The sequence below is a fragment of the Neisseria flavescens genome (assembly GCF_001618065.1).
GTDB lineage: Bacteria > Pseudomonadota > Gammaproteobacteria > Burkholderiales > Neisseriaceae > Neisseria > Neisseria flavescens_A.
On sequence record NZ_LAEI01000007.1, the window covers coordinates 59,854 to 84,046 of the forward strand.

The 24,193-nt window shown below is 46.7% G+C and carries 24 protein-coding genes; 11 read left to right on the top strand and 13 right to left on the bottom strand.

The window, feature by feature from the left end; all coding sequences use genetic code 11:
- Positions 1–41 precede the first annotated feature (41 nt).
- Both TW89_RS02270 and TW89_RS02275 read left to right on the top strand, forming a co-directional pair.
- Entirely contained in the window at positions 42–2,315 is a 2,274-nt protein-coding gene (locus tag TW89_RS02270) for a Tex family protein (protein ID WP_128580421.1), read from the top strand.
- 200 nt (positions 2,316–2,515) lie between these two features.
- A complete protein-coding gene (locus TW89_RS02275; RefSeq protein WP_003683849.1) occupies positions 2,516–2,857 on the top strand; it encodes a hypothetical protein in 342 nt (113 codons plus the stop codon).
- A 57-nt stretch (positions 2,858–2,914) separates the two neighbouring features.
- Here TW89_RS02275 and TW89_RS02280 read toward each other — a convergent pair whose 3' ends face one another.
- Positions 2,915–3,805, bottom strand: coding sequence for a LysR family transcriptional regulator (locus TW89_RS02280; protein WP_128580422.1), 891 nt, complete (start codon positions 3,803–3,805; stop codon positions 2,915–2,917).
- Between the two features lie 127 nt (positions 3,806–3,932).
- Here TW89_RS02280 and TW89_RS02285 point away from each other — a divergent pair, with 127 nt between their 5' ends.
- Both TW89_RS02285 and TW89_RS02290 read left to right on the top strand, forming a co-directional pair.
- Complete coding sequence (locus TW89_RS02285) at positions 3,933–4,328, top strand: DoxX family protein (protein ID WP_128580423.1); 396 nt, start codon at positions 3,933–3,935, stop codon at positions 4,326–4,328.
- A gap of 15 nt (positions 4,329–4,343) precedes the next feature.
- The gene (locus tag TW89_RS02290; protein ID WP_128580424.1) at positions 4,344–4,949 is read left to right on the top strand and encodes a nitroreductase family protein; all 606 of its coding nucleotides are present in this window, start codon (positions 4,344–4,346) and stop codon (positions 4,947–4,949) included.
- A gap of 112 nt (positions 4,950–5,061) precedes the next feature.
- Here the strand turns inward: TW89_RS02290 and cysS are convergent, their stop codons facing one another.
- The 7 genes from cysS to TW89_RS02330 all read right to left on the bottom strand — a co-directional run bounded on the left by cysS (position 5,062) and on the right by TW89_RS02330 (position 10,136).
- Positions 5,062–6,690: a cysteine--tRNA ligase gene (gene cysS / locus TW89_RS02300; RefSeq protein WP_283114284.1), complete on the bottom strand. Its 1,629-nt coding sequence runs from the start codon at positions 6,688–6,690 to the stop codon at positions 5,062–5,064.
- Between the two features lie 64 nt (positions 6,691–6,754).
- Positions 6,755–7,369 carry a zeta toxin family protein gene (locus TW89_RS02305; RefSeq protein WP_128580425.1) on the bottom strand — a complete coding sequence of 205 codons (615 nt, stop codon included), beginning with the start codon at positions 7,367–7,369 and terminating at the stop codon, positions 6,755–6,757.
- Positions 7,350–7,538, bottom strand: coding sequence for a hypothetical protein (locus TW89_RS02310; RefSeq protein ID WP_128580426.1), 189 nt, complete (start codon positions 7,536–7,538; stop codon positions 7,350–7,352). The genes TW89_RS02305 and TW89_RS02310 overlap by 20 nt, the downstream gene beginning before the upstream one ends.
- Positions 7,539–7,607: 69 nt before the next feature.
- Entirely contained in the window at positions 7,608–8,762 is a 1,155-nt protein-coding gene (gene obgE, locus TW89_RS02315; protein ID WP_128580427.1) for a GTPase ObgE, read from the bottom strand.
- Between the two features lie 143 nt (positions 8,763–8,905).
- Entirely contained in the window at positions 8,906–9,394 is a 489-nt protein-coding gene (locus tag TW89_RS02320) for a peroxiredoxin family protein (RefSeq protein WP_004519060.1), read from the bottom strand.
- The gene (locus TW89_RS02325) at positions 9,391–9,774 is read right to left on the bottom strand and encodes an acyl-CoA thioesterase (RefSeq protein WP_128580428.1); all 384 of its coding nucleotides are present in this window, start codon (positions 9,772–9,774) and stop codon (positions 9,391–9,393) included. The genes TW89_RS02320 and TW89_RS02325 overlap by 4 nt, the downstream gene beginning before the upstream one ends.
- Positions 9,774–10,136, bottom strand: coding sequence for a hypothetical protein (locus TW89_RS02330; RefSeq protein WP_003681812.1), 363 nt, complete (start codon positions 10,134–10,136; stop codon positions 9,774–9,776). Before TW89_RS02330 ends, TW89_RS02325 begins: the two co-directional genes overlap by 1 nt.
- A 415-nt stretch (positions 10,137–10,551) precedes the next feature.
- Here TW89_RS02330 and TW89_RS02335 point away from each other — a divergent pair, with 415 nt between their 5' ends.
- The 7 genes from TW89_RS02335 to TW89_RS02365 are packed head-to-tail and all read left to right on the top strand — an operon-like array spanning position 10,552 to position 20,797.
- Entirely contained in the window at positions 10,552–13,827 is a 3,276-nt protein-coding gene (locus tag TW89_RS02335) for an ImcF-related family protein (protein WP_128580429.1), read from the top strand.
- A 2-nt stretch (positions 13,828–13,829) separates the two neighbouring features.
- Positions 13,830–15,452 (top strand): type VI secretion system protein TssA, encoded by a 1,623-nt coding sequence (tssA, locus tag TW89_RS02340; protein ID WP_283114285.1) that lies wholly within the window; start codon positions 13,830–13,832, stop codon positions 15,450–15,452.
- Positions 15,453–15,461: 9 nt separating this feature from the next.
- The gene (gene tssF / locus TW89_RS02345) at positions 15,462–17,228 is read left to right on the top strand and encodes a type VI secretion system baseplate subunit TssF (protein WP_128580431.1); all 1,767 of its coding nucleotides are present in this window, start codon (positions 15,462–15,464) and stop codon (positions 17,226–17,228) included.
- On the top strand, positions 17,192–18,301 hold the full coding sequence (gene tssG / locus TW89_RS02350) for a type VI secretion system baseplate subunit TssG (RefSeq protein ID WP_128580432.1): 1,110 nt from the start codon (positions 17,192–17,194) through the stop codon (positions 18,299–18,301). Before tssF ends, tssG begins: the two co-directional genes overlap by 37 nt.
- Before the next feature lie 19 nt (positions 18,302–18,320).
- Positions 18,321–18,860, top strand: a complete 540-nt coding sequence (gene tssJ / locus TW89_RS02355; RefSeq protein WP_049332881.1) for a type VI secretion system lipoprotein TssJ — start codon at positions 18,321–18,323, stop codon at positions 18,858–18,860.
- A complete protein-coding gene (gene tssE, locus TW89_RS02360) occupies positions 18,860–19,273 on the top strand; it encodes a type VI secretion system baseplate subunit TssE (protein WP_049332879.1) in 414 nt (137 codons plus the stop codon). Before tssJ ends, tssE begins: the two co-directional genes overlap by 1 nt.
- Before the next feature lie 45 nt (positions 19,274–19,318).
- Positions 19,319–20,797 carry a hypothetical protein gene (locus TW89_RS02365; protein WP_128580433.1) on the top strand — a complete coding sequence of 493 codons (1,479 nt, stop codon included), beginning with the start codon at positions 19,319–19,321 and terminating at the stop codon, positions 20,795–20,797.
- A gap of 224 nt (positions 20,798–21,021) precedes the next feature.
- On the opposite strand, the gene TW89_RS02370 is transcribed toward TW89_RS02365, so the two are convergent.
- From TW89_RS02370 to mlaE, 5 genes are all read right to left on the bottom strand, one after another.
- Positions 21,022–21,846 carry an MlaA family lipoprotein gene (locus TW89_RS02370; protein WP_128580434.1) on the bottom strand — a complete coding sequence of 275 codons (825 nt, stop codon included), beginning with the start codon at positions 21,844–21,846 and terminating at the stop codon, positions 21,022–21,024.
- Complete coding sequence (locus TW89_RS02375; protein ID WP_128580435.1) at positions 21,843–22,121, bottom strand: STAS domain-containing protein; 279 nt, start codon at positions 22,119–22,121, stop codon at positions 21,843–21,845. Before TW89_RS02375 ends, TW89_RS02370 begins: the two co-directional genes overlap by 4 nt.
- Positions 22,122–22,184: 63 nt before the next feature.
- Complete coding sequence (locus tag TW89_RS02380; protein WP_004519056.1) at positions 22,185–22,775, bottom strand: MlaC/ttg2D family ABC transporter substrate-binding protein; 591 nt, start codon at positions 22,773–22,775, stop codon at positions 22,185–22,187.
- A 32-nt stretch (positions 22,776–22,807) separates the two neighbouring features.
- Positions 22,808–23,302, bottom strand: a complete 495-nt coding sequence (gene mlaD, locus TW89_RS02385; RefSeq protein ID WP_049329454.1) for an outer membrane lipid asymmetry maintenance protein MlaD — start codon at positions 23,300–23,302, stop codon at positions 22,808–22,810.
- A gap of 49 nt (positions 23,303–23,351) precedes the next feature.
- Positions 23,352–24,128: a lipid asymmetry maintenance ABC transporter permease subunit MlaE gene (gene mlaE / locus TW89_RS02390; RefSeq protein WP_128580436.1), complete on the bottom strand. Its 777-nt coding sequence runs from the start codon at positions 24,126–24,128 to the stop codon at positions 23,352–23,354.
- Between the last annotated feature and the right edge of the window lie 65 nt (positions 24,129–24,193).

Consider the following 24,193-nt stretch of genomic DNA (forward strand, 5'->3'; position numbering starts at 1 on the left):
CGTCTGAAATTTCAGACGGCCTGTCCGTTGGAATTCTATTGATGAACATTACTCAAATCCTCTCTCAAGAACTCTCCGCCACCGCCGCCCAAATCACCACCGCCGTCGAGCTTTTGGACGACGGTGCAACCGTGCCGTTTATCGCCCGCTACCGCAAGGAGGTCACGGGCGGGCTGGACGATACGCAGTTGCGACAGCTTGCCGAGCGGCTGCAATACCTGCGCGAGTTGGAAGAGCGCAAAGCCGTTGTTTTAAAAAGCATTGAAGAGCAAGGCAAGCTTTCAGACGACCTCAGGGCGCAAATCGAAGCCGCCGACAACAAAACCGCGCTGGAAGACCTGTATCTGCCCTACAAGCCCAAACGCCGTACCAAGGCGCAAATCGCGCGCGAACACGGTTTGCAGCCGCTGGCGGACGTGTTGCTTGCCGAGCAGCCGCAGGACGTGGAAGCCGCCGCGCAAGGCTACCTGAACGAAAACGTCCCCGACACCAAAGCCGCGTTGGACGGCGCGCGCGCGATTCTGATGGAACAGTGTGCCGAAGACGCGGAACTCATCGGCACGCTGCGCGACAAGCTGTGGAACGAAGCCGAAATTCACGTGCAAGTGGTTGAAGGCAAAGAAACCGAAGGCGAAAAATTCAGCGACTATTTCGACCACCGCGAACCCGTCCGCGCCATGCCCAGCCACCGCGCGTTGGCGGTTTTGCGCGGCCGCAACGAAGGTGTGTTGAACATCGCGCTCAAATACCAGCCCGACGACACGCCGATTACGCAGCAAAGCGAATACGAGCAACTCATCGCCCGTCGCTTCAAGGTTTCAGACGGCCACAAATGGCTGCGCGACACCGTTCGCCTGACTTGGCGCGCAAAAATCTTTTTGTCGCTGGAGCTTGAAGCCTTAGGTCGTCTGAAAGAAGCCGCCGACACCGACGCGATTACCGTGTTCGCCCGTAATCTCAAAGACTTGTTGCTCGCCGCGCCCGCCGGACGGCTGACGACTTTGGGTCTCGACCCTGGCTACCGCAACGGCGTGAAATGCGCCGTAGTGGACGACACGGGTAAGCTGCTGGATACCGTCATCGTCTATTTACACCAAGAAAACAATATGTTGGCAACGCTGTCGCGCCTGATTAAACAACACGGCGTGAAGCTCATCGCCATCGGCAACGGCACCGCCAGCCGCGAAACCGACAAAATTGCGGGCGAACTGGTGCGCGGAATGCCGGAAATGGGGCTGCACAAAATCGTCGTGTCCGAAGCCGGCGCATCGATTTATTCCGCGTCCGAACTGGCGGCGCGCGAGTTCCCCGACTTGGATGTTTCCCTGCGCGGCGCGGTGTCCATCGCCCGCAGGCTGCAAGACCCGCTTGCCGAGTTGGTCAAAATCGACCCCAAATCCATCGGCGTGGGTCAGTATCAGCACGACGTGAACCAAAGCCAGCTGGCTAAATCGCTGGACGCGGTGGTCGAAGACTGCGTGAACGCCGTCGGCGTGGACGTGAACACCGCCTCCGCCCCGCTCTTAGCGCGAATTTCCGGTTTGAATCAAACCCTTGCTCAAAACATCGTCGCCTACCGCGATGAAAACGGCGCGTTCGACAGCCGCAAAAAATTGCTGAAAGTGCCGCGTTTGGGCGAAAAAACCTTCGAGCAGGCGGCAGGCTTTTTGCGGATTAACGGCGGCAAAGAGCCGCTGGACGCGAGTGCCGTCCACCCCGAAGCCTATCCCGTCGTCGCCAAAATGCTGGCGCAACAAGGCATTACCGCCGCCGAACTTATCGGTAACCGCGAGCGCGTGAAGCAAATTAAAGCGTCCGACTTCACCGACGAACGCTTCGGCCTGCCGACCATTTTGGATATTTTGTCCGAGCTAGAAAAACCCGGCCGAGATCCGCGCGGCGAGTTTCAGATGGCCTCATTTGCCGAAGGTATCAACGAAATCAGCGACTTGCAAGTTGGCATGATACTCGAAGGCGTGGTTTCCAACGTCGCCAACTTCGGCGCATTCGTGGACATCGGCGTCCATCAGGACGGCTTGGTGCACATCTCTGCCTTATCCAATAAATTCGTCCAAGATCCGCGCGAAGTGGTGAAAGCTGGCGACGTGGTGAAAGTGAAAGTGCTGGAAGTCGATGCCGCCAGAAAACGCATCGCGCTGACCATGCGGCTGGATGACGAAGCGGGCGGCGCAGCCAAAGGCAACAGGCCGTCTGAAACTCGACATCAGAAACGCTGCGACCGTAAACCCCAACGTAACGAGCGTGCCCCAACCAATTCAGCAATGGCAGATGCGTTTGCGAAGTTGAAGCGGTAAGGTAGAAAACCAATTGAAGGCCGTCTGAAAAGTGATGTTCAGACGGCCTTTATTGTATGGGGTGAATGAGATAATTGGTGGAATGTATATAGTAATGCACCCGTTGAGTGTTACCGATACATTTTGTAGTAGGTATCTGCAAATAAGCGTATAGTTCCAAATATCACAAACCCATCATCACAACCTTAGGAGTTCAAACCATGAAACCTGTTTTGTTTGCCGCGCTGATTTCCTGTTTCTCCGTTGCTGCGTATGCGGCCTGTACCGACAGCCAGCAGCAGTGCGTGATTTATAAAAACGGCAATGTTGCGACAGAAGGCGGCTGTACGGTCAGCAAATGCCAGAGTGCCGATGCGCAAGTGTTGAAATGGAAGCTGAAAAACGGCAAAGGCGTCACCGTGGAAATCGGAAAAAACGGTAAGGTTTTGGTGAACAAAAAACCGGGTGCGAAAGCGAACAACAGTAATGCTTCAGGCATGGGTTTGACATGCTATGCCGCCGATGCGGACAAACGCGAACAGTTCTGCTCGACCAATTATTGATTGGATTGTTGCTTTGATTAAAGGCCGTCTGAAAAGTGTTTCAGACGGCCTTGATGTTTATCCCTCCGATATTTTTTCATTGAGAAAGTCGATAAAGCTGCGTACTTTCGCGCTGAGAAATGCCCTGTCGACATAAGTGGCGTTCAGTTGGTCTGTCCAGATGGTGTAATCGGGCAGGAGTTGGACCAATGTGCCGTCCTTCAATTCCTGCTGAACTGCCCAAAGGGGCTGATAGCCTATGCCTACGCCTGCTTTAATCAGCTCGCGGATCATCAGCGTGTTGTCGCTGCGGATAACGGGGGAGAGGTGGAGAATGGCTTTTTCTCCGGTAATGCGGTGGGTAATCTCCCAGTTTTGTTGACTGGTATAGGAAGGCAGGATGGATTGATGCTGCATGACGGCTTCGGGCGTATCGGGTGTGCCGTGTCGGGCCAGATAGTCGGGAGCGGCAAGCAGGACGAACTCGATTTTGGCCAGCGGTTTGACGATCAGCGAAGGAGAGGGGGTTTTGGAAACGCGTAAGGCGAGGTCGAAACCTTCGGCAATGAGGTCGATATGGCGGTTGTCGAGGACGAGGTCAAGCGTTACTTTGGGATAACGCTGGCGGTATTCTGCTAGCCATGCGCTCATATTGCCGCCTGCAAACCACAGGGGCATGGTAACGCGCAACATACCTTGCGGCGTGTCGGCGCCGCCTGCCGCTTTTTGGGCGGCGGTATCCAAGGTATCCAGCGCGTAGCTGCACTGGCGGTAGTATTCTTCGCCTGCTTCGGTCAGGTGGAGGTTGCGGCTGTTGCGGTGTAAGAGCTTGGCTTGAATGGTGTTTTCCAGATGGCTGACGTGTTTGCTGGCCATGGCGGTGGAGATGTCGAGCTGATCGGCGGCACGGGTAAAACTGCCGCTTTGAACAACTTGGCGGAAAACTTTTAGGCTAAATAGGGTATCCATTATTTCTTATTAGGAAACGTTGTATCAATAATTCGAGTATATATCTCTTACTGGGAATTATCTATACTGCACTTATTGAAATTGCTCCCTACTTCTTCAGGTAATCATTAAAATAAGGATTATTAAGATGTCAGCCCTCAAATCATTCCAACCTGTTGTATTATCTGTCTTGCGCATTGTTACAGCGTATTTGTTTTTGCTGCATGGTACGGCCAAGTTTTTCAGTTTTCCAATGTCTATGGGCGGCGTGCCCGAAGGCTTGATGCTGGTGGCCGGTATTTTGGAAATTGTCGGCGGTATCTTATTGATATTGGGCCTGTTTACGCGTCCGGCCGCGTTTGTTTTGTCCGGTCAGATGGCAGTCGCCTACTTTATGGCGCACGCGTCTTCTGGTAATGTTTTGTTCCCATTGGCTAACCATGGCGAATCTGCCGTTTTGTTCTGCTTCGTGTTTTTGTATCTGGCAGTAGCCGGTGGCGGAGCGTGGGCTTTGGATAACGTTTTTGGTAAAGATAAAGATTAATTTAAGGGAAAGATCATGACTTATTCTGTTTTGCAACAAGCTGCTGAAACCCGTCGTTCTATCTATGCATTGAACAACACCCTGCCTCTGTCCAATGAGGAAGTAAGCAAAATCATCGAACACGCCGTTTTGCATACGCCGTCTTCTTTCAATTCGCAATCTGCCCGAGTGGTCGTATTGTTTGGCGAAGAACATGCCAAAGTGTGGCATTTTGTCGAAGAAGCTTTGCGTGCAGTTGTTCCTGCCGAGCAGTTTGAAGCCACCGCACAAAAACTGAACTTGTTTAAAGCAGGCGCGGCAACAGTTTTGTTCTTTGAAGATCAAAATGTTGTCAAAGGCTTGCAAGAGCAGTTCCCATCTTATGCGGCCAACTTCCCGATCTGGGCAGATCAGGCAAATGCCATGGTTCAATATGCTGTTTGGACAACATTGGCGGCTGCCGGTATCGGCGCCAATCTGCAACACTACAATCCGCTGCCTGATGCGGCCATTGCCAAAGAATGGAACTTGCCGGAAAGCTGGTTGTTGCGTGCGCAAATGGTGATCGGCGGTATCGCGGCTCCAGCCGGAGAAAAAGCCTTCCAACCAATAGAAGGCCGTCTGAAAGTATTCGGCGCATAAATGAAATGATGTTTTAAACAAAGGGCGTGATGTTTGCGCCCTTTTTGAAATAGCAAAATTAAAAAGGCCGTCTGAAAACAGTTTCAGACGGCCTTTTATCTATGCCATGAAATCAACCGCGGCGCCAAGTCGTACCGCCGGCGTTGTCTTCCAGAATGATTTTGTGTTCGTTCAGAAGGTCGCGGATACGGTCGGACTCTGCCCAATTTTTATCGGCACGCGCCTGTTTGCGTCGTGCGATTAAATCTTCGATTTCTTCGTTGGAGAGGCTATTAGGATTGATTTTAAAGTAATCTTTATAAGTCAATTTGATTGGGTTTCCTTGCCGCCAAGTCGTACCGCTGGCGTTATCTTCCAAAATAATGTTATATGTATCCAAGAGCAGGTTGCGGATGCGGTCAGACTCTATCCAGTTTTTATCTGCGCGTGCTTGTTTGTCTTGCTCAATTAAATCTTCGATTTCTTTTTTGAAAAGATTGTCTGAAGCCGCCCCACCTTGCAAGAACTTGATTGGATTGCGTTGCAGCAGGCCGATGATGCCGCCCAAGGCTTTCAGACAGCCCGCAAGGTGCGCATCATTAGTCTTGTTTACTTCACTGGCAAGTTTGAACAATACAGCAACGGCTTCGACCGTACCGAAATCGTCGTTCATGGCGGCGTAGAAGCGGCGGGTGTAGTCGTTGGCGTTTTCGGACAATTCGAACGCGGCGACAGGAGTGTTTTTCAACGTAGTGTACAGGCGGGTCAGTGCGCCTTTGGCGTCGTCTAAATGCGCGTCGGAATAGTTCAGCGGGCTGCGGTAGTGGGCGCGCAGGATGAAGAAGCGCACGACTTCCGGGTCATATTGTTTCAACACTTCGCGGATGGTGAAGAAGTTGCCCAGCGATTTGGACATTTTTTCGCCATCGACACGGATAAAGCCGTTGTGCAGCCAGTATTTGACGTGGCTGGCAATGCTTTGACCGTGGTGGGTTTGCGCGTGGTCGTGGCCGCAGGTATGCCCCGTCGCGCCGACGCTTTGGGCAATTTCGTTTTCATGGTGCGGGAACTGCAAATCCGCGCCGCCGCCGTGGATATCGAAAGTATCGCCGAACAGGTTTTCGCTCATGGCAGAGCATTCGATGTGCCAACCCGGACGGCCGTTGCCCCACGGGCTTTCCCATGCAGGTTCGCCTGCTTTGGCGGATTTCCACAACACAAAATCCAGCGGGTCACGTTTGAAACCGTCCACTTCCACACGTTCGCCTGCGCGCAGGTCGTCCAACGATTTTCCCGACAATTGACCGTAAGCAGAAAACTCGCGCACGGCGTAGTAAACGTCGCCGTTTGCGGCAGGATATGCCTTGCCGTTTTGAATCAGGGTTTCAATCATGGCAATCATTTGCGGAATATTTTCCGTTGCCTTCGGCTCGATGTCGGGACGCAACACACCCAAAGCATCGGCATCTTCGTGCATAGCCTGAATGAAACGCGCGGTCAGTTCGCCGATGGTTTCGCCGTTTTCAGCCGCACGGGCGATGATTTTGTCGTCGATGTCGGTGATGTTGCGCACATAAGTGAGCGGATAACCGCACTCGCGCAGCCAGCGGGCAATCATGTCGAATACCACCATCACTCGGGCATGGCCTAAGTGGCAATAGTCGTAAACAGTCATACCGCAAACGTACATGCGCACGTTTTTAGGGTCGATGGGGGCAAAGGGTTCTTTTTGGCGGGTAAGGGTGTTGTAGATTGTGGTCATGGGATTTTCAAAATTTGTATAAACAGAGGGAAATTATTTTGGATTTTTTGTGCAGGCAAATTCTTTATTCATAAGCTAAAAAAGAATCAAAAATTAATCCATTTGAAAGTATGGTTTGCTCGATTGGCTTTACCCAGTCGACTAAATGTTTGTTTTTCAGATATTGATGTTGATTTATCCATATTTGCAGCTGAGGATAAACCGATGAGTTATCGAAAATAAAACTTTCGTCAGCAAACGGTAATGCGATATGAAGGTTTTGCAGGCTCACATGGTAGCGTTTGAGGATTAACTCAGGATCTATCCAGTGTCCGCCGCTTGCGACGCGCTCCTGCATACGGCGGATATTTAATTCGGGCGTCGCAAGACCGATATAGTTGAGTATGACGTAGAATCCGGCATTGCTGGCCGTTTGAATGCGGGTAAGGGCGGATTTGCCGGATAAGGTCGATTCCATGGAAAAAGAAATTCGATTATCCAACGCTTGACGGAATAAGCGCAATGCAGTTTTTCCCGCTTCCATATCGGCCAAGCGAGGCATTTCAGGGTTAATTTCTGCTGCGATATGGTCAGAATCAATCACTAACGAGACACGATCTTGATTGAATTGGCGCAGGGTAGATTTGCCCGAACCGTTAGCACCACAGTAAAAAATCGCTTTAGGCCGGTTGTTTGACATGGCCTACTGTTCTTTGATTACCGGAAGGGTGGTATTCGATAAGGTTGCCTTCATTATCGACTACCGTGATTACGGCGTATTTCCGTTTTTCTGTTAGCCATGCCTGATACAAAATTTTAAGCATGGCTTGCTTTTTCGCCAATTCGACACGTTGTTTATCAGAGATCATGGTCTTCCTTGTTTTTTATTCCTATATTCGGACAGTCCTAATTATATTAAAAAGGCCGTCTGAAATTTTTTACTCCGGTTTAAACACGCCAGTATCCGTTTTAGGCTGCTGCTCGGCAATTTCGGCTTTTGCCGTTGCCTGTTCCGCTTCTGCTTTTTCGGCTTCGATGCGTTTTTTCTCGGTCAGGTATTGGTTGATTTGGTGTACCAATTCCTGCGTGCCTTGGTGGGTCAGGGCGCTGATTTGGAAGAGGCGCGGGGTTTCCATGTCGAATTGGAAGCGGTCATCGGGTTTGGGGTAATCCCAGCCGATGGCTTCGAGGAAGGCAGCGGTGCGTGCTTGGGCTTCTTCTTCGTCGAGCATATCGAGTTTGTTCAGTACCAGCCAGCGCGGTTTGCCGTAGAGTTCTTCGTCGTATTTGCGTAATTCGTTGATGATGGCGAGGGCTTCTTCTGCTGGGTTGACGGCTTCGTCGAAGGGGGCCAAATCGACGACGTGCAACAGCAGGCCGGTGCGCGATAAGTGTTTGAGGAAGCGGTGGCCGAGGCCTGCGCCTTCTGCTGCACCTTCAATCAGGCCGGGGATGTCTGCCATGACGAAGCTGTGGTTTTCGTCAATGCGCACGACGCCCAAGTTGGGATGCAGGGTGGTGAAGGGGTAGTTGGCGATTTTGGGGCGTGCGGCGGACACGGCGGTAATCAGTGTGGATTTACCGGCGTTGGGCATGCCTAATAAGCCGACATCGGCGAGGACTTTAAGCTCGAGTTGCAGGGAACGGGTTTCGCCTTCTTCACCGGGTGTGGATTGTTTAGGCGCGCGGTTGACGGACGATTTGAAGTGGATGTTGCCCAAGCCGCCTTTGCCGCCTTTGGCGAGGCAGACGCGTTGGCCGTGATAAGTGAGGTCGGCAACGATTTCGTCGGTGTCGAGGTCGCGGATGAGGGTGCCGACGGGCATTTTGAGGACGATGTCGTCCGCCCCTGCGCCGTAGCGGTCGGAGCCGTGACCTTTTTCGCCGTTTTTGGCTTGGTAGCGTTTGACGAAGCGGTATTCGACGAGGGTGTTGGTGTTTTCATCGGCTTCCGCCCAAACGCTGCCACCTTTGCCACCGTCGCCGCCGTCAGGGCCGCCGCGCGGTACGAATTTTTCGCGGCGGAAACTGGTTGCGCCATTACCGCCTTTACCTGCGGCGACTTCGATTTTTGCTTCGTCGATAAATTTCATGATGTTCTCTTATGGGTATTCGGTTGTTTCAGACGGCCTTTGTTAATAGAGGAGCTTGGTGTCTGAACGGATAAAATGTTGCTTATTATAAAGGATATTTCGGTTTTAGGCCGTCTGAAATATGGTTTCAGACGGCCTTGGATTTATTGGGCGAGGGCTTGGTCGATTTCTTGGTAGAGTTGGGTGAAATTGGGTTCGCCAACGTAGGTTTTGAGGATGTTACCGTTTTTGTCGATCAGGACAGAAGTCGGGTAAACCTGTGTGCCAAAGGCTTTTGCGGCAGTTTTGTCGGCATCGTACATGACGGTGAAAGGAAGGCCGTATTCTTTGACGTACTGATGGACGCTCTCAATAGGGTCGATGGGCTGGGCAATGCCGAGGACTTGGAAATTTTTGCCTTGATAATCTTGGGCGGTTTTGATGATTTTAGGCATCTCGCTCACGCAGCCGGGGCAGGAGGGAAACCAGAAGTTAATGAGGGTAACTTTGTCTTTCAAATCGGCGTTGGTAATGGTTTTGCCTTGCAGGTCGGGCAGGGCGAAATCAGGGGCGGCTTTGTTGCTGGGGATAAGGACAAAGGCAAGAAGCGCGCCAATCGTGGCAACGACAAGGAGTGTGAGTATTTTTTTCATGATTCGAGGTTTTGAATGGCGTGTGCTAAGGTTTGGGGAACGTTGATGCTGCGGCCGCTTTCGCTGCTGACGGGCATAAGGGTAACTTCGGCTTCGATGGCGGCTTTGCCGTTGGGCAGGGTTGCGGTTTGGCTGAGGATGATGTGGCGTGTGCCGATGTCTTTCAGACGGCCTGTGAAGGTTAAAACATCGCCTTCAAGCGACGGGCGGCGATAGCGGATATCGACGCGTGCAACAACGAGCATGATGCCTTCGAGTTCGGACAGAAGGTCATGCTCTTGAAAAAACGTCCAGCGCGCTTCTTCGAGAAATTCGAGATAGCGCGCATTGTTGACGTGGCCGTAGCCGTCGAGGTGGTAGTTGCGGACGGTCAGTTTCATCAGTTGAGATTGATGGGTTGGAACTCTTCGCGTGCGATTGGTTCGTGTTCGAGGTCGGTAATCACGGTGGAGAGTTGGATGTCGAACCATTCGTTGAAAATGTCGGCGTCCAAATCCGGCCATTCGCTTTCGTCTTCGCACCAGTCGGCCAATTCGGCAGCAAAAATGTCTTCAAAACGCGCTTCGATCTCGTCCCATACTTCGTCGGCAGTTTCGCACGGGCGAACGAGGTAGGAGTTTGCATCGGCTTGGATATCTTCAAGCGTCAGGCCGTCAAGGTGATTGCCGGGCAGGGATTTCAGCCAGTTCCAAAATGGATCGAGGGGGATGAGCAGGAAGACGCTGCGGTTGACTTCGTACATGGTGTTTTCCTTGGTTTCTGTATAGTTGAATGATATAGCAAAGGTGGTGGACTGGCTATCTTTTGGGGGATAAAGGCCGTCTGAAAAAATACGGTATAAGGTATAGCCAGATAGGGTTTGTTTCCTAAATCTGTTGTGTAAACAACACGGTTATTTTCTGCATCTATATGGTATGAGGAGAAAATATCAAGTTTTGAATATAACTTTGATAGTTTCGGAAGGGGTGTAGGTTTGGTTGATTGTATGTGCGACTAGCGAATAGTTTTTATGAGTCAGAGGCTGAAGCAACATTGAAAGGTGGAGATAAATATTGGGTTAAATGAATATTTATTCAAATAAGATTTATATGTAATAATGACGGAGAGGAAATATCCTATTATAATCCATCCCTTATCTTTTTCGAGAAAACTCTACTATGAAGCCTATTACAACAGGGGTAATCATCTTTATTGGAAGTGCCATCAGCGCAATCCTATTATACTTTTTTGGCCAAAATCTTGGCATTACGTCGACTATTGCAAAAATTGTGGTCTGGGCATGTGTATCAATTGTGATCTCATTGATACTCCTTACTCCTTTGATTACGAGATTTTTTTGGGCTAGGAGCTCCGATAAATACTCCGGTTTGAAACATTTAAATCCTGAAGATTTAAGTGGGGATAATGGAGAGTCTTCAACTCTGATTGGTATAGCGGAACGTTGGGAGCAGCTGCGCCATATTTACTTATTGACTAGACAATATAAAAAACATCGTAAGCCTTGGATTTTCGTTGTAACCCAAGAACCAATGCTCTTGGATAGAGTTTTGCCTAATATTCGCCCGCAACTTTGGGTAGAAACGGCTTCTGCGATTTGGATAGATGCTCAGGCAATGGAACCTGCGAATGGTTGGCAGTATCTGAGGGGTGTGGGAAAACGTCCTGCAGAAGGTATTGTTGAGCTTCAAGGAGAGTTTTCAGTTCAGGAAAATACCGCTCAACTGCTTGAGTTAATGAAAAAACTTGGCTGGAAACTTCCAATTAATCAAGTTCATTTTGTAAATGATGCCAATGAAATGCCATCAGCAGTCAGCCATGCTTTGAAATATGGTTCAACAGTATCTTCAGCAGAGTTGATGAAAGAGTTGGATCAATTTGCTAATCGGTTGGCAGCTGCGGGTACACGATTGATTGAGGCAGATTTAGAACAAACACCCATTGCGAAATTGTCCGCCAAACTGCCGTCACAAACTCAGGCGTTGGCTGATTATATTGCTGCAGAAAAGCGGGGATTGGGAAAACTGGATACTGTTGCAGGTATTTCTTTTATCCAATCAAATCAACCTGAACAATTAGGAGATTTGATTTTCCGTGCATTCAACGATTTATCTGTTTTGGGTTCCGGAAAGAAACTGCGTTTTTCTAAAACGGAAAAAATTTATTTGGGCTTAAGTGCAGTTGCCTTGCTTGTCGGTGGTGCGTTTGCAGTCAGTGCATATAGCAGCTATCAAGAAATCAGCCGTTTGAAGACCGATTTTGAAAGCGTACAGAAAGTAAAATCTCGTGCAGAGAAAGTAGCTATACTTATTCGATTGCAACAAGATATTACAGATTTGGAGTCTCGTCGAAGCTTCTCACAATATGCGGTTAAGTTTTTGGGGTATGAGCATCGACAAGAGCTCTTAGCTGTTGCTTACCGTAAATATAATAATTTGGCAAAAGATGTTATTAGCCGTCCTGCTACTGCATTCTTTGAGAACAAGTTAGATGAATTGGTAATGTTGGAAGGCAGAATTCCTGATGACTTTGAACTTCAGGATAGTGCTTATCAAGATTTGAAAGCATATTTGATGCTGACATCTCATGTTGAGAAAACAAAAGGCACAAAAGATGCGGAATTCTTAGTAACCAAATTGACGCAGATGTTGACGACGCAAAATGTGGCGGCAAAAGATGCGCAAACGTTGGCACAATTTTTTGTGTCGCGTATGTCACAGAAAAATAATTTGGCAGAGCCTGAACAAACTGAATTGGTATCAAGAAGCCGTCAGGTCTTGGTGGACTGGATCAATCGCGACCAAGGCAGTGAGCAATTGTATAAACGCATTATTCAGGGTACGAATGCCAAGTTGCAAACCATTACCTTAGACAAATTGCTTAATAAGGATTTGAAAGGTATTTGGAATGTTGGAAAACCTTTGCCGCGTATATATACGGTTGAGGGTTGGGAAAAATATATTAAGCCGGGATTAGAGCAGGCAATTAAAGACAGCAAGAGCAATGATTGGGTATTGGGCGGTAATGTGTACCAAGCTTCGGTAACAGAAGCGGCAATCAATAGCCTGAAAGAACGCTACTTTAAGGAATATGCTACCGCTTGGTATAACATGATGAACAGCATTACATGGCAACCGAGAACAACCAGCTTGGATGCAGTCAATCAGCTTCACGTCTATGCGGATCCTCAACGTTCGCCATTGGTGGCATTATTTAATGCAGTGAAAGAAAGCAGTCAGCTGGATAGCAAGAAGGTTGATGTCAATCCTGCTGTTGCAGATGCGGCTAAACGTGTAGCCGCAAGACAACTGTCTACTCGCTCGCGTAAGGTTGCGGATGCGGTATTGAATTCTCAAACTGAAAATATTAATGCTTTGGAAGATAAGGTAAATGATTATCTGGCAGGGCCGTTAGAAGCGGAATTTGAAACTCTGTTGCAATTGATTGATGCACAAATTAATCCAAAGAGTGATTTGAGTTTGCAGCGTTACCTTGAACGTGTAACTACTGTGAAGCAGCGTTTGATTCAAATGACGGCATCCTCTGATACCGGAGGTGCGGCAAGAACGGCCGTGCAAGGTGTTTTAAACGGTGGTGATAATGAGTTCCTCGACGGTATACAGTACGCACGTTTGATTGAGGCCGGTGTGGGTGACAGATTGTTGCCGTTTGCACGAAATGTTTTTGTATTGCCGTTTAATTCCGTATGGGATTCAATTGCCGGTGTTGCTCAAAAAGACATCAATAATTTGTGGGCAAGCAATTTTGTCAATCCTATGCAGTCTGAACTGGGTGGCAGATATCCATTTGCTCGATCAGAAATCGAAGTTTCGATTCCGGTATTGGCAAAATATTTGGATGTTAACAAAGGTGCACTTAATCAGTTTGTAACAACCCAATTGGCAGGTGTTTTAACCAAACAAGGTAACCAATGGATTGTTGCTCCCGGAAGTGAATTGAAAGTTAATCCGGGATTGCTACAACAATTGAATAAATTGAGTGCTATTTCTGAAGACTTCTTTGTTAACGGAGAGGGTGGCTATAGCTTTGAGCTGAAACCGACATCTACTCAAGGCATTGTTCAGTATGATTTAATTATCGACGGCCAGTCTTTAGATTATTTCAACCAACAAACAGAGTGGAAAACATTCAAATGGCCTGGAGATGTCAGCAATGCCGGTCTTCGTATTTCTTGGGAAACTGAGGCAGAAGGTATGCGTAAGACTCAAGAAATTAGTGGTCGCTTCGGTTTTATCCGTATGCTTGAAAAATCTAGGGTTACACCGATTGACAGCGGCACTTATTTAGTCGAATTCCCATTGGAGAAAGACAAATTGATGAGGTTCTATATGAGAACTAATTCCGGTAAAGGACCTTTGGGATTGTTGGAACTGAAGAATATCCATCTGCCGAATAAGATTTTTGAGGTTAAATAATTATGACATTACCCCAATGGGTAAAGCCGATACTTGGTGATGAGGGTACATCAATCACCGATAACAATATTCGTCGCTGGCAAGAGTGGCTGGAACCTGTTTCAGACGGCCACCCTTGTGGCGAGGATGTTGCATATGCCGATGATTTCGAGGCTATTAAAATTGAATTGGCCAAGCTTTCAGGTATTGATTGCCGATTGATTTTGGATGCTTCTGAACGCTTGTTAAAACGTCAATCTAAAGACTTGAGAGTAGCAACTTATTATATTTTTGCCGCTTTGCGAGATAGGGGGTTGGCAGGTTTTTCAGATGGTTTGGAAATTTTATGTGGATTGCTGCAAAAATTTGATCAATCACTATGGCCGAAAAAGCCGGTACAAAAACGCAATGCATTAAATTGGCTGTCTGGGGAAAGAGTGTTGGATACGCTCAAAGGGACTGAATTATCTAATTCGGTAGACCTTAAGCGGACATTATCGGCGTTAATGTCGTTGCAACATCATCTTGAGGGATGGGAAGAATCAGTACGCCCCAGCCTGTTTCCGTTATTGCAATATTTTGAAGAGTCATCTGTTCGTTTTTCATCACCTCAGACAAGTACAAGTCAAAGTCAGGAAGTCAGTGCGCCTATTGACCAGGAGGTTGTACCGCAAATTCGTCAAGAGAGTCAGAGGCCGTCTGAAAGTTTAGCTGTCACTCAAGTTAACTCTTCTAAAGCATTACTCGATCAAGTTAGGATTAATGCTGCCTATTTAAGAGAGCAGGATGATGGATATTGGCCTGCATATAAGATGATTCGTGCTGTACGTTGGGGTGGGCTAAATGGTATCCCTCCTCATCAAAATGGTCAGACTCGTTTGAAAGCTCCAAGGACAGATTTATTGGCAACTTTAAATCGTTTGGTTAATGAGCAGCAATGGCGGGATTTGCTTGATAGAGTAGAAGCGGCTTTTTTAGAAGGCGCTAATCAGTATTGGCTCGATTTGCAATATTACGCGTGGCAAGGACAGCAGGCGTTGGGTGGTTTATATCTTTCTCAGGTTGACTCATCATTATTTGAGCTGAAATCTTTACTGACCAGATGTGATGGCTTGACCGGATTGAGTTTTGATAACGGATTTCCGTTTGTCTCAGCCGATACGCTTACGTGGTTGGAGCAAAAGGTTATGTCATCCACGCGCAAGCAGACTAGTAGTCGAACAGTTCAAAAAGCAGTAATAGAATCATCATCTCAGGTAGAAAACCAAGAAAGTCAATGGCAACAGGCTTTGTCCAAAACGCAAGAACAAGGCTTGGATGCTGCTTTTGCTTGGTTGGAAACATTACCAGAGTTGCAGTCAGGTGCTGGGCAGGTTAAAAAGTGGTTGATGATGGCCCGTTTGGCTGCAAACAATCAAAAAGCAGATTGGGCATTGAAACTGTTGGAACAGGCTTCACGGCAGATGCAGGTTTTGACAGTAAAAGAGTGGGATAAACATTTTGCATTTGATGTATATGCTTTGTGGTATCAATTGTTAAATGAAAATTTTGATAAGAAAGATACGGAAGCTACTGGGCAACTTGAATTTTTACGAACTGAATTAATGCAGACTGATATTGTCCGTGCATTAGAATTAATCGATTAAATATATATTATGTCAGATCCCACATTACGTTATTATGAAGAAGAGATGCGGTATCTCAAGGAAGCAGGGTTAGAGTTCTCAAAAGCTCACCCTGATCGTGCCGCAATGCTGAATTTAGACAGAGTAGGTACACGTGATCCTTATGTGGAGCGATTGTTTGAAGGCTTTGCTTTCTTAACAGGAAGAATCAGACAAAAACTTGATGATGACTTTCCAGAATTGACTGAGGGTTTGGTCAATATGCTGTGGCCTCATTATCTGAGGATGATTCCTTCTTTGACTGTTTTAGAGTTAATTCCAGATGATAAAAAGTTGCAGGGTGGGCAGCTTGTTAAAAAAGGACTATCCGTACAATCTGAGCCCATTAATATTAATGACAGGTTGACGAGATGCCTGTACCGAACTACAGGTGATGTTAAACTCCAGCCCTTGAGTATCTTGCATACGTTATTGGATTATGATGCAAATGGTCAAAGTGTCATCAAATTGACTTTTGGTATTCACAGGCAGACGCAGAAAGACAATTTGGATTTTTCTAAAATCAGAATTTATATTTCTGCTGATGAACCAGTCGCTTTCGCATTACGTCATGCCTTGTTAAATCAGGCTGCTCAAATCAGTATCCATCATGCCGAACTACCATCTGGAGGTAATATACGGTTTAAGGCCGTCGGATTTGCCGAAAATGAGAGATTGTGGGAAAAAGTAAATAACAGTTTCAGTGGATATCAATTACTATTGGAATATTTTTGTTTTAAACAGAAGTTTTTCTTTATTGATTTGATTGGTATTGATGCCGAAGAATGGTCGGAACGCATTAATGAGTTTAGTATTAATGTAGTTCTATCCAAACAATATCCTTCAGAGCTTAGATTTCCTCCAGATTGCCTGAAATTAAACTGTGTTCCTGCCATTAACCTCTTTAACATGGAGGCTGAGCCTATTCGGGTGGATCACAAGGCATTTGAATACCCTGTTAAGCCTTTGTTGCATGAAGGTATGGCAGTAGAGGTGTATTCAGTAAATGAAGTGGAAGCTGTAAATCATGAGACAGGCAAGCGCTACTCATATATTCCTTTCTCGTCATTCCAACATCGTGGTGGGTTGATGAGATATGATGCTCCGGAACGGTATTACCATACGAAGGTAAAACGAGGAGTATCTGGAAAGCATGAAACATTTATTATGCTTGGAGGATTGTTGTGGGATAGAAAAGATATTCTGCCTACTGAAACACTTTCTCTAAAAGTAGTAGGGACCAATGGTGCTTTGCCACGTAAGAGTTTGAGGGAAACCCAGATTCAAGACACTGATATAGCCGAGCCCAATATTAAAATGGTAAGAAACCTTACGACTCCGACGTTGTCATGCTATCCTCCAACAGAAGACAGATTTCAATGGCGTATCTTGTCCCATTTGTCACCAAATTATCTATCATTACTAAACGTTGATAGTTTGAAAGGTGCATTGTCGATTTACGATTGGACCGAAGATGAATTGAATAAGCGCAGATTGAACGGGATTGTTGACGTTAAGCATGAAACGGTACAAAGAATCGAGCGTGGTGCAGTTCATCGTGGAGTTCATATTACAGTAACATTTGATTCAACTGCATTTAATGGGGAAGCAGAAATTTATTTGTTCGGAGAATTATTGAACGAATTTTTTGCAATGTATGCTGATTTGAACCTATTTACCCGGTTCAGCATAGTTTCTCTGCCATCCGGGAAAACATATACATGGAAAGACAGCAAAACAACTATCACACGGTTTTAGAAACAGCGCATAAAAGTGCTAAAGAAAATAACGGCAGACAGACACTTCCTCTATGGGAGATTCCCAGAAATAAATCTCATCGCGAAGGTATAGCATCTGAAATTTTTCAAGAGAAATTGGGAGAGTTTATTGTACGCAATGCAGCAACAATGAATTTTTTCCAATTTTGTCGGGTTTTGGAAACTCTTGCCGATAGTGCTGAAGAAAAAGCTGTAGAGTCAATGGTAAGATTCAGAAGGGTGAAGTCTCTATCTTTCCCTTCTGGGGAAATTGCATCGGTTGAATATGATGCGGAAGCCGAGTTACCAACTGTAAGAACAACATTTTTAGGTTTGTATGGCGTAGATGCTGTCTTGCCGGATTATTTCCTGAACGATATTGCAACGCATAAAGACGGTAGTGAAAGCTTAGCTGCATTTTTGGATATTTTTAACCATAGAATTACAACCCTGTTTTTTCAGGCATGGAAAAAATACCGCTATCCGTTTTTGTTTCAAAATGAAGGGCAAGATGATTTATCTCGCTCTCTTCTGCACCTTATTGGGCAGGGGATGGTAAACGGTAAATTTATACATCCTTTGCTAGATAGTAGAATCTTGGGATTGTTCAGTGTTTTTTATCAGCGCACCCGAACAAAAGAAGGTATTATCAGTATAGTTAGATATTTGTTACCTTTTGCAGATGTAAAAGTAAAAGAATTTCAGCCTCAGTGGGTAATATTGGAAAAAAATCGTGAGTTGGGGAAAGCCGGTTTGAGATTGGATGGAGGAAGTGCATCTTTAGGCAGTAGAATAAAAGATCATAGTCATCTGATACGTATTGAGATTACACCAGATACATTTGAGAATGCACAACTTCTATTACCAAAACAAACATTACACCAAAAATTACTTGAATTATTGAAGCTCTATTTGGGTTGCCGTTTTGATGCAAGCATTTACCTAAACATCAAGAAGCAATGGATACCTCAAAGCCGTTTGGCAAAAAAACAAATGTTGGGGATTAATACCGGTTTAGGTACGATGCATCAAGACAAACAAATAAAAATAGCGAACTATACATATTCAAACTAATTTAAGAAAACGGAAAATCATGAATAAGAAAACTAGAATTCAGTCAGTCTGTGCATTAGCCTTGTTGTGCGCGGTATTATCAGGTTGCGGGGTTTTGCAAGGCGTAAAAGATGGTACGACCAATGTAACTAAAAGTATCTTTTATACTAAGTTAAAGATATTAAAGATTGACTTGGTTGCTCGTAATGGTTTGAATCAAAATGAACGGGGTCAATCGTTATCGACAGTTGTTCGCATTTATCAGCTTAGAGATAAGCAGAATTATGAAGTTGCATCTTATCGTGACTTGCTTAATCAAGATAAAACCATTTTGGGCAATGATTTGGTAGAAGGGTATAAGCAATATACCATTCGACCTGGTGAAACTATCAGCTTGGATGAAACCTTGGATAAAGAGACCAAGTATGTTGGTATCGTGGCTTTTTATAATCGGGTAGGAGAGGATCAACCGTGGAAAATGCTTCTATCCAAAAAACAGCTGAAAAATAAAAAGCCTTTAGTTGTTGAGTTGGTAGATAATAAAGTTGTCATTCAAGAGACCGAAAAGAAAGTCAAATAATGGATGCAGCCCTCTATGAGAAATTGACGGGGTTTTATTCTGATGGCTTGCCACTAGATGGGCTTCCAGATGGTTTCCAGTTAGTTAGGAGTGTTTTAGATAATATCCAACGCATTCTCAATAGTCGGAGTGGTTCCTTGAAGCATTTGCCTGATTATGGAATCCCTGACCTTAGTATGGTTTATAAGAATTTACCGTCTAGTGCACATGATTTACGGTATTTCATGAGGAAGACCTTATTGAAATATGAACCCAGATTGAGAAATTTGGACATTCGACTGACTGAGTCTAAAGACAATATTATGGTTTTATGTTATCAGCTTGAATGTGAAATTGAAAATGCCGGTGCTGTAGTCATAGACACTTATTTCATGCCTGAAGGAACGGTTTCTGTTAAACGCAGCCGAGCGTAACTTTTTAGGTATCAACAGATTACTTTAAAATTAAGAACTAAATATATGGTTAAACACTTTTTTCTTACTTGCAGTGTATTGCTTTCAGCAGCTACCCAGACAGCCTTAGCTAAAGAGTATGATTTAGAAGGTACATTAGTTACTCAAAATAATTATGTACGAATTCAGAGTTGTAATCTGAAAAATACTTATGCTTTATTACCCGGTAGTGGAAATGGCTATGAGGCGACAGCAGAGATTGTCAGCGCCAGAAAAAATATGCCTGAAAGCACGCCAATCTATGTTGCTTTAAAAGGAAAATTAGAAAGCCCCAATTTTTTAGTTTCTGGAATTGAACTCATCAAAATAGGGGAAAACTGCCATACAGCCAAAACTAAATCCTCATCTCCTGAAAAAGCTGTTCAGAAATATCCAAGTGAAAACCAGCAGCCAGATTTAGAAGACAAAAATTCTAAGGCTGAGCCACACAATCCTGCATTGAAGCCGGTGGAAGCAGAACCAGCGGTGACAGAGCCAGAAAATCTGAAACAAACAGCAGAAGAACCAGGAACAACGATATCAGTTGAGCCGGCTCATCATTCAAAAACTACACAAGCTGAAGACGGTAAAAAGTCTAAAGATGATCAATATTCTTCTGATAATCTTCTTGATAAGCAGGTTAAAACAGAAGATGCTAAACAGACAGATATTGAAAAATTGGATAGAGGAAATGCTACTCCAGTTGATCCTGCAACGTTAAATACATCTAAGCCAAATGTTCAATCTGTAGAGACTCCTGAAAAGGTAGAGCAACCTGCAGTAGATGAATCTAAGGCTGTGGAAAAATCAGTGGTTGAAGAAACTAAGTCCGTAGAGCAGTCATCTATAGTAGAAACACCTGAGGCAGTAGAACAACCAATAGCAAGTGAATCTAAAGCTGCAGAACAGCCAGTGATTGTAGAAACTAAGACTGTAGAACAGCCGTCTGAAGCAGATATGCCTGCAGTAGTGGCGCAACCTATAGTGGATGAGTTTAAAGTTGAGCAGCCAGTGGATGCAGCAACGGCTAAGACTGTAGAACAGTCTTCGGAAGTGGAAGCATCCGCGGTAGTACAACCACCAGTAGTAGATGAGCATAAAGTTGTAGAACAACCTGAGGAAGTCAAATCATTTGAACAGACTGGATCTTCTGAAACGGTACACAATCCTATAATAGAAGAGACTTCTATAGAGGCCGATCATAGGGTAGAAGAGAAACCGTCTGTACCAGAGGTTGTTACTCCAGCATCGTCCTCTGTGGAAGATCGTGTAACGGTATTTGAAACTCAGCCTAAAACTGATAATCAAGAATCTACACAATTAGAGGGTATTCCGTCTGTAGGGACGCAAGCCGACCAGGTAACAGAAGAAACTCAATCTACACACGATACTTTATCGGGAACCGAAGCATCAACACCAATAACTGATTCATTATCGAATGAAGTTTCTGCACAGCCAGTTTATGTGAATCACATTATTGTGCATGAAGATGATGTGGCTGAGTAAAAGGTAACTAATATAGTCGAGTTAGTTTTCAGTTATGAGAAAAGGCCGTCTGAAGAATCTTAGTTTTAAGTTAAATGGATTTTGATTCTTCAGGCAATTGTAAAAGGTCTTAAGAAATTCGTTTTCGTGAATAAAAAAGCTTACTTATATCATTAAGTAAGCTTTTTTTTGTATTTAATGGGCAGTAGGCATATGAATTATTCGTAGCTCTTATACCCAGAAAATCAGGGGTTTTCTGATGGTGTTTGATACAGGGTTTGGGGATTGGCTGTATCGGGGATTTCTGCCGGAGCGGATTGGGGTGCTACCGGTTCGGAAGAAGTGTTGCTGTCCACCAAGTCATCGATGTCGATATTGTCGTCTTCGCTTTGAGGGAGCGTGCCGCCGGTTTGTTGGGTGCGGACTTTCATGTAAAGGTCGCGTGTGTAGCTGTATTTGTCGATGGCTGCGCCTTCGAGGCTGTCGGTCAGGTCGAGGAGCTCTTCACGGGTGTTGATGGCTTGCAGGCCGGTTGTGCCCCAGCGTCCTGCACTGGTGTGGAAGACAGCGTTTTTAACCGGATAGACGGTGGTGACGGCGTTGCCGACGGTATCGCGTACGGTGGACGGGCCGAGTAGGGGGACGACGAAGTAGTTACTGTTTTTCCAGCCCCATGAGGCGAAGGTGTCGCCGAGGGTATTTTTATTGCTGGGTACGCCGCCTGCACCGGCTACGTCGATTAAACCACCAAGGCCGAAGGTGGTGTTGATGCCGACGCGGACGAGGTCTTCGCTGGCGCGTTTGACGTCAAGGCGCAGAACGTTGCTGCCGAAGCTGACGACATCGCGCAGGTTGTTGAAGAAGTTGCTCACACCGGTACGCACCGGTTTGGGCGTTACTTTGCGATAGCCGCGTGCGACAGGGGAAAGGACGTATTTGTCTGCTTTGTCGTTGAACTTGGAAACGGTACGGTTGTAGCCTTCGTAAGGGTCGGCCGGATTGCGTTCGGCAAGTGCGGGAGCGGAGGCTATGCTGATGAGGAGGCAGAGGGAAGCGGTGGTTTTTTTCATGATTGCAACCAGTCTTTGATTTCGTAAAGTTCGGCCAGTGCTCGGACGGAATCGGGAATATTTTGAATGGTCGGTTTTTTGTCTGTCCGGCGCAGAGCGTTGAGCAGCAGGGAAACGCAGGCGGAATCTGCTTTGCCTACTTGGCTGAAGTCTATGCTGTCTGTTTTTTTCAGACGGCATTGTTGTTCGTAGCGCGCAAAGGCGGAGGCAGTCAGGGTTTTGACGGTAACGTCGCCGCTGATGTAGAGCGTGCCGTTGCGGATTTCTGTTTGCATGGTGTCTTTATGATGTAAGGCACCATGCCGTCTGAACATCAGGTGGCATGGTGCGGGGGTGGATTATTTACCGCCGTTTTTGGCTTTCAAATCGGCAATCAGGCCGTCGATGCCTTTGGCTTTGATGGTTTCGCCGAATTGGTTGCGGTATACGGTAACCAAGCTTGCGCCTTCTACTGCGACATTGTATGCGCGGTATTTGTTGCCGCTTTGGTAGGTGGTGAAGTCCATGTTGACCGGTTTTTGGCCGGAAACGTTGATTTCGGCGCGGACAACGATTTCTTTACCACCTTTGTTTACGACTGGGTTGTCTTTGATGTTGACCTTGGCGTTTTTGAATTTCAGCATGGTGCCGGAGTAGGTGCGGATCAGCAGGGTTTGGAACTCTTTGGTCAACGCTTGTTTTTGTGCGTCAGTCGCAGTGCGCCATGGGTTGCCGACGGCCAAAGCGGTCATGCGTTGGAAGTCGAAGTAAGGGATGGCGTAAGCCTCGGCTTTTTGGCGTGCAGTGTTGGCATCGCCGCTGTTGAGGATTTTCAGCACTTGAACGGAGTTTTCACGGACTTGGTTGACTGCGTCGGCAGGAGAGGCAAAGGCCATGCTGATGCTCAATACGCTGATGCTCAATGCGCTGATGAAGGATGTTTTTTTCATGGGAGTGTCCTGAATATTGGGTTGATATGTGTTTATTGTTTGTTTTGACCGGCAGATTCACTGTCTGCGTTTTTCTCGGCAAAGCTGGTCATGAATTTGCCGATAAGATTTTCCAAAACCATGGCGGAGCTGGTGACGGTAATGGTGTCGCCTGCCGCCAAAGAATCGGTATCGCCGCCTTGTTGCAGGCCGATGTATTGTTCCCCCAACAGGCCTGAAGTCAGGATTTGTGCGGAAACGTCGCTGCTGAACTGATATTGGCTGTCCAGATTGAGGGCGACTTTTGCCTGATAGGATTTAGGGTCGAGCTGAATGGAGGCAACGCGACCCACCAATACGCCTGCGGATTTGACCGGAGCGTTGGTTTTCAAGCCGCCGATGTCGCTGAAATCGGCATAGACGGTGTAGGTTTGTGATGATTTGCCGAACGATTGTCCGCCGGCGGCGCGGAAGGCGAGAAAGCCGATGGCGGCCGCGCCCAGTAAGACAAACAGTCCTACCCAAAATTCCAAAGCATTTTTTTTCATGTGCTATTGTCCTTGTTTCATTCTTTTTAAGTGTCGTTTCAGACGGCCTTTAGTCGGTAAACATCCATGCGGTCAACATGAAGTCGACGGCGAGGATGGTCAGGGCGGAAGACACTACGGTGCGTGTACTGGCGCGCAAAATACCTTCGGAAGTCGGTACGCAGTGGAAGCCCTGATGTACGGCTATCAGCGTAACGGCTACGCCGAAAGCGGCGGATTTGATTAAACCGTTGAGTACGTCGTAATGGAAGGTAATGTTGTTTTGCATTTGCGACCAGAAAATACCGCCGTCCAAACCCAGCCATTCGACGCCGACCAAATACGCGCCGTAAATGCCGGCAACGTTGAAAATCGATGCCAGCAAAGGCATGGAAAACACACCCGCCCAAAAGCGCGGCGCAACCACGCGCGCCACGGGGTCGACCGCCATCACGGTCATCGCTTCAAGCTGCTCGGTGGTTTTCATCAAACCGATTTCGCTGGTCATGGCACCGCCCGCGCTGCTGGCAAACAGAATGGCCGCCAATACTGGACCCAATTCGCGCAACAGGGAAGCGGCAACCATATAGCCCAAAATATCGGCAGATTTGAATTTTGCCAGCTGCGTATAGCCCTGCAAGCCCAATACCATGCCGACAAACAGGCCGGACACGGCAACAATCAGGACAGACAACACGCCTGCAAAGTAAACCTGGCGGATGCTCAGGCGCGGACGGGTAAACGCCGTACCTGATTTGGCCAGGATCTGCAGGAAAAACAGCGTAATGCTGCCCAGCGATTGGATGAAGCCGAGGGTTTTTGCCCCGACGGAACGGATAAAATTCATAGGTTTCAGTTGATTGGTTAAATGGTTTTCAGACGGCCTTGATTGATTAAGTTTTAGATTGTTTG

What these genes read in the sequence shown, in the direction of transcription:
- TW89_RS02275 (WP_003683849.1), top strand. Translation starts at nt 2,516, where the DNA reads ATGAAACCTGTTTTGTTTGCCGCGCTGATTTCCTGTTTCTCCGTTGCT.
- TW89_RS02330 (WP_003681812.1), bottom strand. Translation starts at nt 10,136, where the DNA reads ATGTACGAAGTCAACCGCAGCGTCTTCCTGCTCATCCCCCTCGATCCA.
- cysS (WP_283114284.1), bottom strand. Translation starts at nt 6,690, where the DNA reads ATGACCACAATCTACAACACCCTTACCCGCCAAAAAGAACCCTTTGCC.
- obgE (WP_128580427.1), bottom strand. Translation starts at nt 8,762, where the DNA reads ATGAAATTTATCGACGAAGCAAAAATCGAAGTCGCCGCAGGTAAAGGC.
- TW89_RS02290 (WP_128580424.1), top strand. Translation starts at nt 4,344, where the DNA reads ATGACTTATTCTGTTTTGCAACAAGCTGCTGAAACCCGTCGTTCTATC.
- TW89_RS02380 (WP_004519056.1), bottom strand. Translation starts at nt 22,775, where the DNA reads ATGAAAAAAACATCCTTCATCAGCGCATTGAGCATCAGCGTATTGAGC.
- TW89_RS02370 (WP_128580434.1), bottom strand. Translation starts at nt 21,846, where the DNA reads ATGAAAAAAACCACCGCTTCCCTCTGCCTCCTCATCAGCATAGCCTCC.
- mlaD (WP_049329454.1), bottom strand. Translation starts at nt 23,302, where the DNA reads ATGAAAAAAAATGCTTTGGAATTTTGGGTAGGACTGTTTGTCTTACTG.
- TW89_RS02365 (WP_128580433.1), top strand. Translation starts at nt 19,319, where the DNA reads ATGGTTAAACACTTTTTTCTTACTTGCAGTGTATTGCTTTCAGCAGCT.
- TW89_RS02320 (WP_004519060.1), bottom strand. Translation starts at nt 9,394, where the DNA reads ATGAAAAAAATACTCACACTCCTTGTCGTTGCCACGATTGGCGCGCTT.
- TW89_RS02305 (WP_128580425.1), bottom strand. Translation starts at nt 7,369, where the DNA reads ATGTCAAACAACCGGCCTAAAGCGATTTTTTACTGTGGTGCTAACGGT.
- tssF (WP_128580431.1), top strand. Translation starts at nt 15,462, where the DNA reads ATGTCAGATCCCACATTACGTTATTATGAAGAAGAGATGCGGTATCTC.
- TW89_RS02335 (WP_128580429.1), top strand. Translation starts at nt 10,552, where the DNA reads ATGAAGCCTATTACAACAGGGGTAATCATCTTTATTGGAAGTGCCATC.
- TW89_RS02270 (WP_128580421.1), top strand. Translation starts at nt 42, where the DNA reads ATGAACATTACTCAAATCCTCTCTCAAGAACTCTCCGCCACCGCCGCC.
- TW89_RS02310 (WP_128580426.1), bottom strand. Translation starts at nt 7,538, where the DNA reads ATGATCTCTGATAAACAACGTGTCGAATTGGCGAAAAAGCAAGCCATG.
- TW89_RS02375 (WP_128580435.1), bottom strand. Translation starts at nt 22,121, where the DNA reads ATGCAAACAGAAATCCGCAACGGCACGCTCTACATCAGCGGCGACGTT.
- tssJ (WP_049332881.1), top strand. Translation starts at nt 18,321, where the DNA reads ATGAATAAGAAAACTAGAATTCAGTCAGTCTGTGCATTAGCCTTGTTG.
- TW89_RS02285 (WP_128580423.1), top strand. Translation starts at nt 3,933, where the DNA reads ATGTCAGCCCTCAAATCATTCCAACCTGTTGTATTATCTGTCTTGCGC.
- tssA (WP_283114285.1), top strand. Translation starts at nt 13,830, where the DNA reads ATGACATTACCCCAATGGGTAAAGCCGATACTTGGTGATGAGGGTACA.
- TW89_RS02280 (WP_128580422.1), bottom strand. Translation starts at nt 3,805, where the DNA reads ATGGATACCCTATTTAGCCTAAAAGTTTTCCGCCAAGTTGTTCAAAGC.
- TW89_RS02325 (WP_128580428.1), bottom strand. Translation starts at nt 9,774, where the DNA reads ATGAAACTGACCGTCCGCAACTACCACCTCGACGGCTACGGCCACGTC.
- tssG (WP_128580432.1), top strand. Translation starts at nt 17,192, where the DNA reads ATGGAAAGACAGCAAAACAACTATCACACGGTTTTAGAAACAGCGCAT.
- mlaE (WP_128580436.1), bottom strand. Translation starts at nt 24,128, where the DNA reads ATGAATTTTATCCGTTCCGTCGGGGCAAAAACCCTCGGCTTCATCCAA.
- tssE (WP_049332879.1), top strand. Translation starts at nt 18,860, where the DNA reads ATGGATGCAGCCCTCTATGAGAAATTGACGGGGTTTTATTCTGATGGC.